The organism is Xanthomonas sp. CFBP 8443 (assembly GCF_025666195.1).
Taxonomy (GTDB): Bacteria; Pseudomonadota; Gammaproteobacteria; order Xanthomonadales; family Xanthomonadaceae; genus Xanthomonas_A.
In genome coordinates this window covers 733061-747492 of record NZ_CP102592.1, presented here as the reverse complement: position 1 = coordinate 747492, position 14432 = coordinate 733061, and the positions used below count along the sequence as shown (strand labels likewise).

The window sequence follows — 14432 nt, the reverse complement described above, 5'->3', positions numbered from 1 at the left end:
ATTGGCCGTCTTGGTCGCCGCATCGGCAGTAGCGACGGGCGCGGCGGCGCAGACCGTGGCGCCGGCGCCCGGTGCGGGATTCGAAGTCGAGCGCTATGCGGTGACCCTGCACCCCGACCTGGCGACCACCGCCGTGGCGGGTACGCAGAGCATCACGTTGCGCGGCACGCAGCGGGTGTCGCAGTTGGTGTTCTCGCCCAACGCCTTGCGGCTGCGTGCCGCGTCGCTGGACGGGCGCGCGGTGACGGTGGTCAGCCGCGCCGACGGCATCGTCTTCGAACTGCCCGCGCCGCTGGAGAAGGGCGCGAGCGCCACGCTCCGCTTCGCGCTGGAGGGCGTGCCCGCGCACGGCCTGGTGCGCGCCGGCGACGGCGTCTACAGCAGCTATTTCGCCTGCGACTGGATGGTCTGCCTGCAGGACGCGCCCGGCGACAAGGCCGCGTTCGCGCTCGACCTGCTGCTGCCGGCAGGCGCGACCTCACTCGGTGTCGGCAAGGCGTTGCCGCTGCGTCCGCGCCGCGACGGCCTGGTCCTGCATCGCTGGCGCTCCACCCGGCCCTACTCGGCCTACCTGTTCGGCTTCGCTGCGGGCACCTTCGCCAAGGCGACGGTCAACACCGACGTCGGCGAACTGGTGTACCTGGACGCCACCGGGAACAGTGCCGACCTGCCGGCGGCGTTCGCGCAGGCGCCGGGCATCGCACGCTTCCTCGCCGACAAGGCCGGCATCGCCCTGCCCGACCGGCGCTATACGCAGTTGCTGGTGCCGGGACAGGAAGCGCAGGAGGCCGCGACGTTCTCGCTGATCGGCCAGGAAGCCCTGGAAGAGGACCGGCAGGCGCCGTCCGCGGCATGGATCGTGGCCCACGAGATGGCCCACCAGTGGTGGGGAAACCTGGTGACCTGCGCGACGTGGCAGGACTTCTGGTTGAACGAAGGCATCACCACGTTCATGACCGCGGCGTGGAAGGAGCAGGCGGTCGGCGCTGCCGCCTATCGGCAGGAACTGGACCAGGCACAGCGTCGGCTGGAGCGCGCCCGCGCCGCGGGCTTCGACAAGCCGCTCGCGTGGTCGGGCAGCTATCCATCCCTCGGCATGCGCCGCGCCGTCCAGTACAGCAAGGGCGCACTGTTCCTGGCGCACCTGCGCGAGCGCCTGGGCGAACAGGCCTTCTGGAACGGCATCCGTGGGTTCACCCGCGGCCATGCCGGAAAGACCGTCACCAGCCGCGATTTCCAGGCCGCGATGGAGCGCGCGAGCGGCCAAGACCTGTCGGCGGTCTTCGTCGAATGGGTCTACGGCACCGCCGAGCCGGCGGCAGCAACACGCTGAAAGCGGTCACCGCGACACCGCCGCCGCACGGCCGCCTGCGCCGCATCGCAGCGGCCGTCGCCGGTCACTGCAACACCCGCTGCGCATCGACGCTCTCCACGCCCTGCAGTTGCCCAAGCCAACTGTCGAACCATGGCTTGTGCGACACGCCGACAATCGAGAGCACCCGTGCGCCCGGCGTCTCGCGGAAGGTCTGCTGGAAGTTGGCGACCATGCGCAGGTTACGGATTTCCCAGCCGCTCACCCAGATCTGCGGATAGTGCTGCGGCGACGCCGCGCGCATCGCCGCGCCGGCATTGACGTCTGCGTAGATCGCCAGGTTCTCCGGGCGATTGATGAAGCGGTACAACGGCAGCAGATCGCTTCCCTGCTGCAACGCCTGTTCCTGCCGCTCGATCCCGTCCAGCGCGGCCCTGCCATCCTTCCACGCCTGCTCGATCGATTGGCCGAACGCCTTCCTGTCGGCGACCCGGATGTTGTCGCCAGTGTGATCGTCCACCGGGTACACGCGCGGCAAGCCCAGCCGTGCCGCCAGGCGCGCACCGATGCGGTAGTTCTCGTTGCTGCTCGTGGCGATCTTGGCAAGCGCCGCCACCAGCGCCGCGTCCAGGCCATCGCCCGCGTGTCGCTCGGCCGGCACCAACTGCAGCCATTGCGCATAGGCAGAAGCACGTTCGTTGGCCGCCAGGAACACGGCCGCCAGTCGTCGCCGCTGCGCAGGCGTCGGCTGCGCCGGCCAGGCGGCGAGCGCCGTGTCGACCTCGGCGAGGGCGGCGGGCACATCCAACCCCGTCGCTGCCTGCGCCTCGCTGGTCGACAGGCAATAGTCGGCGCCATAGACGCTGGGGTGGCGCGCAGCGAGATCGCACTGCTCGCCGCCGATGGCCTCGATGGCGATGATGTCCGGCTTGAATGCCGCGAGGCGATCGAGCAGCGCGTCCAGCGCCGCAGGCGCAACGCCGCCGTCGATCTCGCTGAGATGGACCGACCCCAGCACCAGCACCTGCGTGCGCGGCCCCAGCATGTCCTTGTCCAACGTCGTCAGATCCACCTGCGCCTGCGCAACGACTGGCAGCGCCAGCGCCACGCACCATCCGACCATCGACCGCCATCGCGCCATGCCATCCCTCCATCCGGTTGTAGCGGACAGTGTCGCCAAACGCGTGCACCGCCACCCGTGCCGTTGGATGGCGTGCCGAAAGGCATGCGTCGGTGACGTGCGATGGGTTTCGCCGCCGCCGCGGCGCGTGCGTGCGTGCGTGCGTGCGTGCGAATCGTTGCGCAACAACCAAGCGGGCTCGCTTCTTTCCATTCCAAGGAGTGGACGAAAAGAAGCGAGCCCGATCGGTTGTTACGAGGAATGCCAACGCGTACGTGCGGACGTTACGCCAGCAAGGCGTGACAGATCGACGACCTGCCACGCCATGGGATCACATCGACTTCTTGATCTCTTCCGCCTTCGCCAGATGCTGCTCGACGTGCGTCCTGGTCTCGGTCAAGTGCTTCTTGACCGGATCGGTCGACGCCGCCGCCGTCATCTGCGAGTCGATCAGCTGCAGCGCCTCCTTGTGCCCGGCGATCATCGCGTCGATGTAGGCCGCCGCGTAGTCCTTGCCGGACTTCTCGCCCAGCGTCGTCAGCTCCTGCTCGCCCTTGGTCTCCAGCTGCTTGACGTCCGGCGTTTCGGCCAGCGTACCGAGCGCCTTGGTCTTTTCCAGGTTGGCGGAGTGTTCCTTCTCCATCATCTTGGCGTAGTCCAGCACCGCCCCCGTCACCTGCTTTTCCTGCGCCTGCTTTGCCGCGGCGATTTCATTCTTGTCGACCGCACCCAGCAGGCCGAGCGCGATGTCGTCCCCGGAGCTGGCGCGCGCCGCACCTTCCGGTGCCGGACTGGCTTCGCCGACCGGCGGCGTGGTGGGCGTCGCGGCGCCGCCGACCGGCGTCGGCTCGGTGGAGGCCGCCGGCGTGTCCGCGGTGGGTGCCGGAGCGTCGTTGTCCTTGTTCTTGCAGCCCGCGATGGCCAGCGCACCGACGATGGACAGCACCAACAGTGAATGTTTCATATGCGATTCCTCCTCCAATGGGGAGGCCAGCATCGCGCTACGCGGGTGAAGACGCATCATGCAATCGGGATGAATTCTTCAGTTTTGTAGTGTGACGATGAAAGTGCCGATGCATGGTCAATCGCGACGGCCATGGGCTGTTTCGGACGAAGAGGCGCGGCAGTCGAATGTGTCTGTCGCCATGCATCGGATCGCTGCGCCGCGATCCTACCTAGGCATTGCCTCCATCCACCGGCGCCTCGCGATCAATATTTGAGCGCGTTCGCGGTCGGCGCGAGCGGAGCGAATCGTGCGCTCCTGAAATCCTGCAGCAGACGGAAGACCCGTTCGCCGTCCTGCGCGTAGTCCCGAAAACCGCTTTTCGTGAGCCGGTACAGACAGCCATCGCGTGCGAAGACCAGGTCGCCGCCATCCCAGTCAGCCCAGTCGCTGCCGGGCAGGTCCAGCAGCACCGTGCCGTCGCGGTCCAGGACACGATGGTCCAGGCCGTACCACGCCTCGTTTTCGCGGCCGACAGCCTGCAGCAGCGACTGCAGCCGGCGGCCGCTGGCGCCCGGCTTCTCCCACACGCGCGGACGGGTGAAGCGGTAGAGCACGTCCGATGTCAGGCCACCGGTTTCGCCCACACCCGCATCGATCACCTGCCAGCCGTCGCGCTGCCGCAGCGCGCTGTCGATCGGCTCGTCCTCGCCGCCGCCCGAGCCGCGCCCGAACGGCCGCACCTGCAGGTCGTGCGGCAACTGGAAGCCGGTCGGCAACGGAAAGGGATCGCGGCCCTCCTGCGGGCGATGGTTCAACAGCAGGGTCCTTTCGTCCTCGAACATGCCGCCACCACCCCAGCAGTCGCCCTTCGGCCACAGCGCCAGCGCGGTGAAGAACGGCGGACGCGACAGCGCCGTCCAGGTGACGAAATCGCCTTTTTGCTTGGATGCGAAATACACCAGCAACCTGCCCGACGGCGACAGGTCGCAACGTCGCTCGTAGATGCGGCCCTTGAACCACTGCCCGTGCTCGAAGCTGTCCTCGCGCAGGTCCCAGCGGATGAGCTGCACCTGTTTGCTGGGTCCGCGGCGGAAGATCACACCAGTGCGCGCCTCGCGCGCCAGCAGCGCGTAGAGCCGCGTGGCCGGGGGACGCTGTTGCGCGTGATGCTGGGTCGCTTCCAATCGATTGCCTCTCTCTACCCAAGCTGCCAAGCACGTTCGCCAATAGACCGAAGCGCGCGTGCTGCCTCTCTCCAATCGTACCTCCATGTGCCGCCAAGTCCTATGACGGGGCGCTTTGCATCATCGGAAACGTCCTGGATATCGCACGACGTAGGCGCTTCCATGCCGGCTCGCGTGTGGGATCAACACGCCTCCCCACGCATGACAACCGTAAAAACACCAAGGTAAGCTGCGGCCACTCAACCGCTGCCGATGCCACGCCCATGCGCCGCGTTCAGACCGATGCCCTCTCCATCGACCTGCCCGACCGCTTCACCGTCGTGCGGCAGGTAGGCCAGTTCGTCAAAGCGGCGTACCCCGTCGCCGATGATGAAGTTTCGCTGGGCGTCGTCATCGTGCGACGCGAGACCCCGCACGATGCCGGCGCCGATCCCTGGGAAGGCTTTCGTGCCGAGTGCCGGACACGACGCGGCGAAGTCGCGGTGTTGGCCGAGCAGGCACTGACGATCGACGGCCGTCCTGCATTCCAGGTGACCGCGCAGGGCGACGACTATGTGTATCTGTTCGTCATGGTGCTTTTGGACGATGCGTTGTACCTGGACATTGTGGGCGACTGTCCGGCCGGCACCGAGGCCGAGCATGTTCCAGTGCTCGACGCCGCGCTGCGCAGCCTGCGCGTGACCGGCGACGCCGCCGCCGCGCTGGCGGCACACGACGCCTGGATGCAGAACATGTTCGGCGGCCAGGACGACGAGGACGGCGACGACGACGATGGACATCCCGCGCCCGTGACCGCGCCGGCGGAGCCGTTCCGCATTCCCGAGGACGGCCGCGACGTCTTTCGGATCGACGACCTGGCGTTCGACTTTCGGCGCGAGACCGGGGCGAGCATCGGCAATACGGGCAGCAGTGGCGACGAACTGGTCATCGACCTGCAAGCGCGTGCACGCAAGGCGGACGCGGCCGCCCGAGCACATCTGGTGGACGATACCAAGGTCTATTTCCGTTTCTCGGTGAAGGGCGTCCACCGCGCGGGCGTGCCGACCGGCCGTATCCGCTTCGAGGACGATCGCGAGCCGGCCCACCAGGCCTATCTCTGGTCGGGCGGCCTGCGCTTCGACCTCAAGCTCTGGGGAGAGTTGGTGCTGGAGCAGGGCTGGGTCGGCTTCAGCGGCTACCTGCAGGCGTACGGCGCCGGCCATCGCTATCCCGTGCGCATCGCGCGCAAGCTGGCGACGGAGACCCTGGACTGGTCGAATTACCGCTTCACCTCGATGGACGAGCTGTCGAGCGCACCGCCTGGCCTGCCGCGCCACGCGCATCTATCCAATCTGGCCGGCCCCACGCTACCGGAGGCGTTGTACGCCTATACGTCGCTGCGTTCGCTGAGCATCTACTACGACGACGAAGCCGCCGGCGCCAACGGATTGCAGGAATTGCCGGACGCGATCGCCCGCTTCTCCGCCCTGGAGGACCTGAGCATCGTCAGGGCCAAGGCCCTCGAGCGTCTGCCCGCCGCGCTCGGGGCGCTGCGCGCACTGCGGCGCCTGCACGTCACCCGCACCGGCATTCGCACCGTGCCGCCGGAACTGCTATCGCTGCCACTGATGTATTGCGTGCTGGACGACAACGCCATCGAGCAGCTGCCCGACGCATCGTTCCCCGCCACGCTCAAGACCCTGTCGCTCGCAGGCAACCAGTTGCAGACCGTGCCCGCCAGCGTCGCGGCCTCGCCGGCGCTGCAACGGCTGGACCTCACCAACAACCCGTTGACCGCGCTGCCCGCCGGACTGGAGCGCATCGAACGGTTGGAACTGGAACTGCCGAAGAAGCACGCCTTGCTGGACTACCGCTACAAGGGCGCCGGCGGTCAAGGTACGGTCGCCTTCGACGATGATGCCTACTACGTGCGCAACGACCCGGGTTTGGCCCAGCAACTGGAGCAGGCGCTGGCAAGCGACGCGCAGTGGGCGCCCTACCGGTCCGGGATGCAGGCGCTGGCGTGGCGCGCAATCGCGCTGGCCACGGACGAGGCGGACGACTACCGGATGCGCGGCAACACGCGCTTTGGCGGACTGCCCGACCTGCCACCGGACATGTCCTACCCCCGGGTCACTGCCTTCGACGGCACGATCCGCCCCATGCAGTTCATCGCGCAACTGGACTGCACGCAGCTGGCCCCGCTACAGACCTACCTGCCGCGGGACGGCGTGCTGTATTTCTTCATCTCGGACCAGGAAGACCTCACGCCGCAGGTCTTCCATTACGCCGGTCCGCGCGCGGCGCTGCAGGCCGCTGCGGACCTGGCGAGCGATGCAGCGTTGCTCGACGACCAGGACGACGGCACCCTTCCCTACCGCGCCAGCGCCGCCCACTGGATCAGCGTGCCGCATTTCTATTCCGACGAGGAGTATTACCAAGGCGCGGCCGAGGGCCTGGATGCCCTGGAGGAAGCGTATGAGCTCGTCGAATCGCTGCGCGATCGGCTTGCGGCGCAGTCTGTCGTCTCCCCAGTGCACGGCGTGAACAGCCACGTGTTCAAGCAACACGACACCCCGCTCAGCGAAGCCGCCAACCGCCTGCACGGTCGCCCGGAGGATTTCATGGTGCTGCTGCGCGTCGCATCGGATGCGAACCCCGGCTTCTGCTTCTGGGACGCAGGCGAGCTGTATTTCGTGATCCACAAGAGCGACCTCGCCAAGCGTGATTTCTCCAACGTGTACTGCGGGTTGGAGAGCAGCTAGGCGCTCGACCTGAGAACGGGTATCTGAGCAGGCGTCCTGCTGCCTGCTTCCCGCTTCCATCATCGCGCCTCCCACTTCGCGCATGGTGCTGCCCCTCTTCCCGAGAGAACGCTCGCCATGATGGATCGGCAACGCGTACATGGGCCGCGGCGTCACTTGTGCGCACGCAAGCAATACAGCCGCTGCGCTAGCGACCTGGCGGCGACGTGTCTCGCCCGCATTCGACGCTGCTTTAGGAAGTCCCTTTATCCACGCCGCGACAGCCGTTGCGCGCGTTCATGCCCCTGCAAAGGACAGACGGCTAAGCTCCACTTGACGCCACGGACGCAGAAGGACGCACGATGTCGCAGCACGCCATCGAGGACCTGATCGAGAGCACGATCCATCTGGTCGACCGCAGCGCACTGGACGGCCCACGCCAATCCTCGCTGATCCACGGGCTGTTACATCTGCAAGCGCGCTACGACACCAGCCTGACCTGGTTCCGGTTGCCCGATGTGTTGCTGCGCCACGGGGTGCTGGTGCGTACGCCAGTGGAGGCCATCGCCGATGCCGGACTGCGGGCCGAGGCGCTGGCTGCGACTGAGCCGGGCTGGCTCGGGCGCGATGATGATGCGGGCTATCTCGAATGGGAAGGCCAGGCGCGCGTGCTCTATCGGCAGGCCGATGCCAACCACGCCCTGCCGTTGCCAACGTTGCTGCGCAGCGTACTCACGCTCGCCGACCAGGCTAACGAGACCGAACTGTTCAGCGACTGGTATGCGCTGCTGGTGAACGGCTGGCTGGACGAGACATTCACCGCCGAGGATGGCATGGCGCCCACGCTCGACGGCTTGCTCGCGTCGGACGACTTCCAGGCGATCCGTGCGTTGGCAGCGCGCCGTGGGCTCAAGCGCCGGCGTGGCGTTCCGGAGGACCTGGCGCTGCCCCGGCTGACGGAGAGCGAGCACGACGAGGTCGAACGCAGCTTCGGCCTGCGCTTCTTCCTGGAACCCAAACGCAAATCGTCCCTCCTGCTGGCCGCGCGCGACAAGGCGTTGATCCAGCAGGCCAGGGTGCGTGAACTGATTCCCGCGCTGGTCGAGCAGAATCTCGGCGCCGCGCTGCAGGCCGCAGGCTGGTCGCCGGTGCACGCCGGCAGGGACCGTCAATGGTGCTGGATCCGCGAGCGCGACGGCAGCCGCCAGTTCCTCTGGGCCACCCATGAAATGGGTCGGGGCATGCTGATGGTCCAGGTGGGCGTGCAGCACGCGCGACTGCTGGCATGGCAACGGCGCCAGGCCACCCCGCAATTGCACGACCTGCATTTCTACGCGATCGCCGCAGGATTCTTTGCCGAGGAGGTGCAGCAGAGCGCGGACATCGGCGATTTCGGCGGCTGGGCGCTGGATGCCTCCAAGAGCGATACCCAGCTGTGCGCCGCCATCGAGCGCCTGATTGCCGCGCTGCCCGCAGTGGATGCGAACTACTTCGGCTTGATCGACCAGCAGTTCCCAGAGCCGTTTTTCGCCCGCAGCGCCGATAGCCTGCTGCACCTGCTGGAAGAAGGCGATGACGACGGCATGGTGCCACCGGACGTGCTGTTCGACAGCCCCGACAGCCTGTTGCTGGCCTTCGTCTTCCATCACCTGCAGCATGGCGACGAGGCCGGTGCCACGGCGATCGTCGAGCGCCTGCGGACACGCCAGGCCGCGCGCGAGCGCCTCAGCCCTTGGCACCGCGACCATCTGGCTCCGTTCCTGCAGCAATGGGACGAAGGCCAGCGCGACCTGCCAATGCCGCCAGTGCTGCATGCGCTGCTGATCGGCCACTTGCGAGCTCAGGAAGCGGGTTGAGCAGCGTCGTCAATCACCTCGCCTGCAGAGCTGAACCGGCTCCGATCATGGACAAGACGTCAGCCGCCAGCGCACGGCTATGGTGTTCCGCTGCATCTGATATTCGCGGCCGACTGGATATCGGCCTGCACCATGACCGGCTGGCCCGCCACCAACGCATATTCGTGGTAGTACGGCTTGGCCATGCTCACCTTGCCCTCGTTGATCGTGCGTATGCTGCCGCTCTCGGGCATGCCGAGCGAGGTGCCGGGAATCTCGCCGACCATCGAACGGAACGCATTGCCGAGCGAACCGGGCGCCTCGATTTCCTCGTCGTACTGGTCCTCGCACATCGCGTTGGTGTACCGGGTGAGGCCCACGCCATTTTGGCCGAACGTACGCAGGCGGGCAGGCGCGGCGACCAGACCATCGGCGGCGCCTCCTTCCGCAGCCGCGCAGAACGGCAGGACGACAGCATCAGCCAGCAAAACTCGCGAGGGAACAGGTTCAAACAGGACCTCCATGGTCGAGCGGGAAGCATCGAAGCGCGATAGCGCGATGCCGATGGACGCGTTATCGGCCAGGCGCCCGGTTCCTCGACCGCGCTCAGGGTCCGAAGCGTCCGCCGCTCGGGAAGGCCTGCAAATCCCCAATGATCCTGTACGGCATTCGCGCTGCGATGCCGGCGCGATGGCTTGATCCGGACCGTCGGTAGCTACAGCGAAAAACGGAAGTCGTAGGAGATCCTGGTGCCGCCGCTCAGATTGTCCAGCGTGCCGTGCACCATTTCCGTGCCGTAGAACATGAAGCCTTCGCCGTACTCGAGTTCGACCGGCTTGAAGTCGCTCAGGCCCGGTGCGGACTCCACGTACATCGAATTGCTGCCGTGGGTCCGGGTCACCGGCAACCAGATGTTGACCAGATTCGGCCGCTGCCCGTACTCCTCGTCGCGATGGAAGCGCAGGATCGCCCGCGAGCCATGGAAGTTGACGCGCATCATCGCCTCCGGCTGCAGGCTGCGGATCGGACCGACGAATCCGGCGATGTGGTCGAAGACCAGCGAGTGGATAAGCGCCATCGAGCGCTCGGTCACCGCCTCACGCAAGGCCTTGCTGACGTCCCAGCTGTTGCGGGTGACGAAGTGGTGCGGCAGCGCGAGGTCCGCATCCCGAGGGTTCCAGCGCGGATCCAGATGCAGCGTCTCGAGCGCGTCGGTGCCGAAGAAGTCGGCGACGATCGCGCGCAGGTCCCAGCGTGCGGTGTCGTAGGCGAAGACCGACGACAGCGGCAGGGCACGCCCTGCCACGTCGACCGTCGCCGGGCTGCAAAACCGGACGGGGGATGCGATGGATGCCATGACGGGCCCTACCCTTCGTCGACCGCACCGAACCGGCGCCGCGGCCTAGCCCGCAAGCGCCAGCGCCTTGGTGAGCAGGTTTTCCGCCGCCACCGTATCGTCCTTGGGACGCGACGCCTTCGCCGACCCGAGCGACGGATTGTCGTCTTCCTCCGCCAGCACTTCGACCACCGCGACCGCGACCTCGGTCATGACTTCGGTGGTCACTTCGGTCGTGACCTCGGTGGTCACCTCCGTGGTGACTTCCGTCGTCACCTCGGTGGTCACTTCGGTCGACGTGTTGCTGATCATCGCGGCGATCACGGTGATGTTCGGCGGACTGGTCGTCGACTTGGTGGTCCCCGAGAGGTTCACGTAGGTGGGCTGCGCTCCGCTGTTCCACATCTCCCCGTAAAGCGTCAGCGTCGGCGCCTGCGAATTGGAGAACTGGATGATCGCGTTCTGCGGATTGCCGTTCTGGCTGAACCATGCGAGTTGGTCGATCTCGCCGTTCGGCCCCTTTTCGCCGGTATAGACCGGCTTGTTGACGACCGATCCGGCATAGGTGACCTCGGGCGCATTGATCACCAGCTTGTCGCTGAGCTCCGTGCTCTTGCCGTCGCTGGTCAGACTGAACAGGTTGTAGGTGCCGTTCCACGTCGACAGTTGCTGGGTCGCGGTGCCGGCATTGCCGAATAGATTGTTGGCCGCCGGCAGCGGATCGCTGCCCTGCGCGAACAGGCCGACGAAGCCGTTGACGCCGGCATTCTGGTAGAACGTCAGCTGCGCCGAGGTCGCGTTGTTGCTCGACGCGGACCAGCTCACTCCAGTCGCGGTGAACGCCGGGGAGTTGATCGCCGCGCCATTGAGCGTGATCGACTGGCTGCTGGCATCGATCACCACCGGGCCGGGAATATAGGTTTTCCCGTCCGGTTGCAGCCAGCTGGTCATGTAGGTTCCGGACGGATCGAAGGTCGCCATTGTCGTGTCCTCTTGTCCTGCAGATGGAAGGAGCGGCGGAAGATCAGGCTTCTATCAAGCTGTCTTTGCTGGTGTGGACCTCGGCCATGGCGCGGGTTACCGCGGAGGGCGTGGCGGCGTAGCCGCGCTGCCGCAGCCAGGACGCGACCAGGCCTTCGTATTCCCCGATGGCGATCTCGCGGTCGGCGACGGCCTGCGCGACCGCGACCTGCCGGTCGCGATAGCCGCGTGCCAACGCCGGATCGAGCAGCGCGGCGCCAACGAAGCGCACCGCCTCCTTGTCCGGATCGCGCTTGAACATCATCCGGGTCACGCCGGTGTGTTGCAGCAGCAGCGAACGCCGCTCGTCGGCGGTCAGGCCAGCGCGGGCGTCGAGGTAGGCCTTGGGGTTGGTGCGGAACTCGCCCTGGGCGCGCTGGTCCAGTGCAAGCGTGAGCAGCGTCTGGTATAGCGGCTCGGAGGCGAAGCTGTACTTGTAGCCAGCAGGCACCTTGTGGTTGTGGATGTTGCGGCGGGCGATCTCGGCCAAGACCGGATAATCGTCGCGGTCGCAGATCAGCGGCGTGCGCCGCGCCTCGCTGATCTTGGCCAGGCCGAGCTTGGCGAGCATGTCCGGATCGGACTGGATCGCGTCCTTGGCCGGAATGAAGAACGTGGAGATGCCGGACACCTTCGCCTTCACCTCCGGATCGCGATAGTCGCGGATCACATAGCGATCGATCTGCGGCGGGCCGGCGAACATGTTGGCGACATAATTGATCGCCGGATGATCGGGGCCGTAGATCTCTTCGAGATAATCGAGCAGCACATCGAACTTGTCGTTCTTGTAGCCGCCGAACTTGAAGCCCAGATCGCCGATGCAACCGACCTGCCACAGCACGAAGTTGGCGGTGGTATCGATCTTGCGCCGGCGCAGCAGGAAATCGGTGGCCTCGTAGATCTGCATGCCCGGCACGCTCGGGTCCACACCGAGATCGGCGTACAGGCAATCCTCAGCCGACACCGCTGGCAGCATCACCGCGTCGTAGCCTTCCTGGCGCGCGATCTCGATCGCGTTGTGGGATGGCGTCACGAACACCCCGGGATGGCCGTAGAACAGTGCGCAAACATACTTTCCCGCACGCACTTCGGCCATGATCCGCTCGATCATCTGCACGTAGGTGATGATTCGCGCCTTGTCGTCGGCGTAGTACTCGTAAAGATCGAAGGCATTGGAGTTCTGCGCCTCGATCCACATATCGGTGACCGGATCGGCGGCGGCGTACAGCACGATGTCCGCCTGCTGGATATGCGCCTGGGCTTCCAGCGTGAAATGCGACACGGCCTTGATTCCGGAACCGATGACAACCAGCCTTCCCTGTTTCTCACGCACAGCACCTTGCTCGCCGCTTGACATAAAGGCCGCCCCGGTTTCAGAGAGATGTGGATAGACGCTACGCCGATTCGAAAAATAGTTTGTAGACATCTCAAGCGCGCAAATATGGATTTCAGATCTAGGTTTTCTTTGATTTTCTCCAGATAAACCAAGTAAACCGAAGCGCCACGCAATGCTTCTCGCAGTGAAGTGCATTCCGTGCCCTGGCACCTGGGGTAGACAAGTGTCGGCGCCCTGGCCAGACCATCCTGTCCATCACAGAAAAACCGAATGCGTGCTTCCTACAGTCGCCTTGGTCGCGGCGTCCCGCGGCCTTCCATCCACAGGAGAGCGACGATGAACCTCGAACGGTTGAGCGCGCGGCTGTCGGCAACAGGAACCAAGACGATAAAGATGCACGGCATGGGCTTGGCCCTGGCAGCGGCCATGGCAGCGGTGACGGCAGGTGCCGCGAACGCAGCGGCGCCGCAGACGGCGCCGAGCGATGCGCTGACAGCGGCGCAGGCGGTAGAGCACGATCTGCCCGCCATTGCGGCCGCACTGGATGTCGATCCCACGCGCGCCCGCAGCATCATCAACGTGCAGGAGCACGCCGCCGGCCTGGCGGACACGCTGCGCACGCAATACGCCGATCGGCTCGCGGGCATGTACCTCGAACACGCTCCGGTCGACAGGCTGGTCGTGCGCCTGACCGGCGACCAGGCGGTGCGCACCCAGTTCCACACCTTCGGCACCGATCCGCTCGAAGTCACCTTCGTGCCCGGTGCGACGCATACCGTCGCGCAACTGACCAGCGGACTGGAACGTGCGCTGGCGACCGGCCTGCGCGACGAGGCATCCGGCGTCCATGCCGGCTACGTCGACGAACGCACCGGCACGATCGTCATCGAGGTGGACCAGGACACCCGCAGCACGGCCCGACTGACCAGGCAGCTCGAGCAGCTCGCGGGCGTACCGGTGCGCATCGAGGTTTCGCCACGCGCGGTGACGCAGGCGGTCTATGGCAGCGGCAGTATCTCGTCACTGTGCACCACGGGCTTCGCGGTCAACCATGCAGCCAGCAACCAGCACGGCGTGCTGACGGCCGGGCATTGCGACACCGGCGCGGCGCAGACCTACTCCGGCATCGATGGCGCATCGCACACGCTGAACGAGGTGGCGCTGCTGGCCAACGCGAATGCGGACCTGCTGCGCCTGGGCAACACCGCCGTCGCGTTCGGTGGTTACTTCTACGCCGACGCCTGGCGCGCGGCGACCGGCCGTCGCACCCGCGCCGCAACCACGACCGGCGCCGTGCACTGCCACTACGGTCGCAACGGCGGCTACAACTGCGGCAGCGTGCAGTCGACCGTGGCCAACCCCGGCAGCATCTGCGGCCCCAGCAACACCTCCGCCTGCAATGCGGTGTACGTGCGCGTGGCCGGCGCCTCGCTGTTCTGCATCGGCGGCGACAGCGGCGGCCCCTGGTTCACCGGCACCACGCTCGCCGCGGGCATCCACTTCGCCGGACCCACCGCAGGCGGCAGCCCGTGCTACTACACCAGCACCGACTGGGCCTACGACAGCATGGGGCTCAACCTGCTCTATCCGTAGAGCGAAGCGCAGCATGATGCTGCGCAG

The 14432-nt window shown here is 66.4% G+C and carries 11 protein-coding genes; 4 read left to right on the top strand and 7 right to left on the bottom strand.

The genetic code is table 11. The features are described from left to right. The first annotated feature begins 1 nt into the window (after position 1). Entirely contained in the window at positions 2-1333 is a 1332-nt protein-coding gene (locus NUG20_RS03095; RefSeq protein ID WP_263396996.1) for a M1 family aminopeptidase, read from the top strand. Positions 1334-1397: 64 nt separating this feature from the next. Here the strand turns inward: NUG20_RS03095 and NUG20_RS03090 are convergent, their stop codons facing one another. The 3 genes from NUG20_RS03090 to NUG20_RS03080 all read right to left on the bottom strand — a co-directional run bounded on the left by NUG20_RS03090 (position 1398) and on the right by NUG20_RS03080 (position 4562). After that, on the bottom strand, positions 1398-2435 hold the full coding sequence (locus NUG20_RS03090) for a DUF5694 domain-containing protein (RefSeq protein ID WP_263398382.1): 1038 nt from the start codon (positions 2433-2435) through the stop codon (positions 1398-1400). A 328-nt stretch (positions 2436-2763) separates the two neighbouring features. Next, positions 2764-3429 (bottom strand): DUF4142 domain-containing protein, encoded by a 666-nt coding sequence (locus NUG20_RS03085; protein WP_263396995.1) that lies wholly within the window; start codon positions 3427-3429, stop codon positions 2764-2766. Positions 3430-3641: 212 nt separating this feature from the next. Beyond that, a complete protein-coding gene (locus tag NUG20_RS03080) occupies positions 3642-4562 on the bottom strand; it encodes a hypothetical protein (RefSeq protein WP_263396994.1) in 921 nt (306 codons plus the stop codon). Between the two features lie 263 nt (positions 4563-4825). Here NUG20_RS03080 and NUG20_RS03075 point away from each other — a divergent pair, with 263 nt between their 5' ends. Together NUG20_RS03075 and NUG20_RS03070 are read left to right on the top strand one after the other, a co-directional pair. Then, complete coding sequence (locus NUG20_RS03075; RefSeq protein ID WP_263396993.1) at positions 4826-7306, top strand: DUF1963 domain-containing protein; 2481 nt, start codon at positions 4826-4828, stop codon at positions 7304-7306. A gap of 1562 nt (positions 7307-8868) precedes the next feature. Then, the gene (locus tag NUG20_RS03070; RefSeq protein WP_263398381.1) at positions 8869-9141 is read left to right on the top strand and encodes a hypothetical protein; all 273 of its coding nucleotides are present in this window, start codon (positions 8869-8871) and stop codon (positions 9139-9141) included. A 77-nt stretch (positions 9142-9218) separates the two neighbouring features. Here NUG20_RS03070 and NUG20_RS03065 read toward each other — a convergent pair whose 3' ends face one another. The 4 genes from NUG20_RS03065 to NUG20_RS03050 form a co-directional block, all read right to left on the bottom strand. After that, a complete protein-coding gene (locus tag NUG20_RS03065) occupies positions 9219-9644 on the bottom strand; it encodes a hypothetical protein (RefSeq protein WP_263396992.1) in 426 nt (141 codons plus the stop codon). A 191-nt stretch (positions 9645-9835) separates the two neighbouring features. Further along, complete coding sequence (locus NUG20_RS03060; RefSeq protein WP_263396991.1) at positions 9836-10426, bottom strand: 2OG-Fe(II) oxygenase family protein; 591 nt, start codon at positions 10424-10426, stop codon at positions 9836-9838. A gap of 96 nt (positions 10427-10522) precedes the next feature. Then, a complete protein-coding gene (locus NUG20_RS03055) occupies positions 10523-11437 on the bottom strand; it encodes a hypothetical protein (RefSeq protein WP_263396990.1) in 915 nt (304 codons plus the stop codon). A 43-nt stretch (positions 11438-11480) separates the two neighbouring features. Beyond that, positions 11481-13007 carry an SAM-dependent methyltransferase gene (locus tag NUG20_RS03050; protein WP_263396989.1) on the bottom strand — a complete coding sequence of 509 codons (1527 nt, stop codon included), beginning with the start codon at positions 13005-13007 and terminating at the stop codon, positions 11481-11483. Between the two features lie 141 nt (positions 13008-13148). Between NUG20_RS03050 and NUG20_RS03045 the strand changes: the two genes are divergently transcribed. Then, positions 13149-14405: a chymotrypsin family serine protease gene (locus NUG20_RS03045; RefSeq protein ID WP_263396988.1), complete on the top strand. Its 1257-nt coding sequence runs from the start codon at positions 13149-13151 to the stop codon at positions 14403-14405. The last annotated feature ends 27 nt before the right edge of the window (positions 14406-14432 follow it).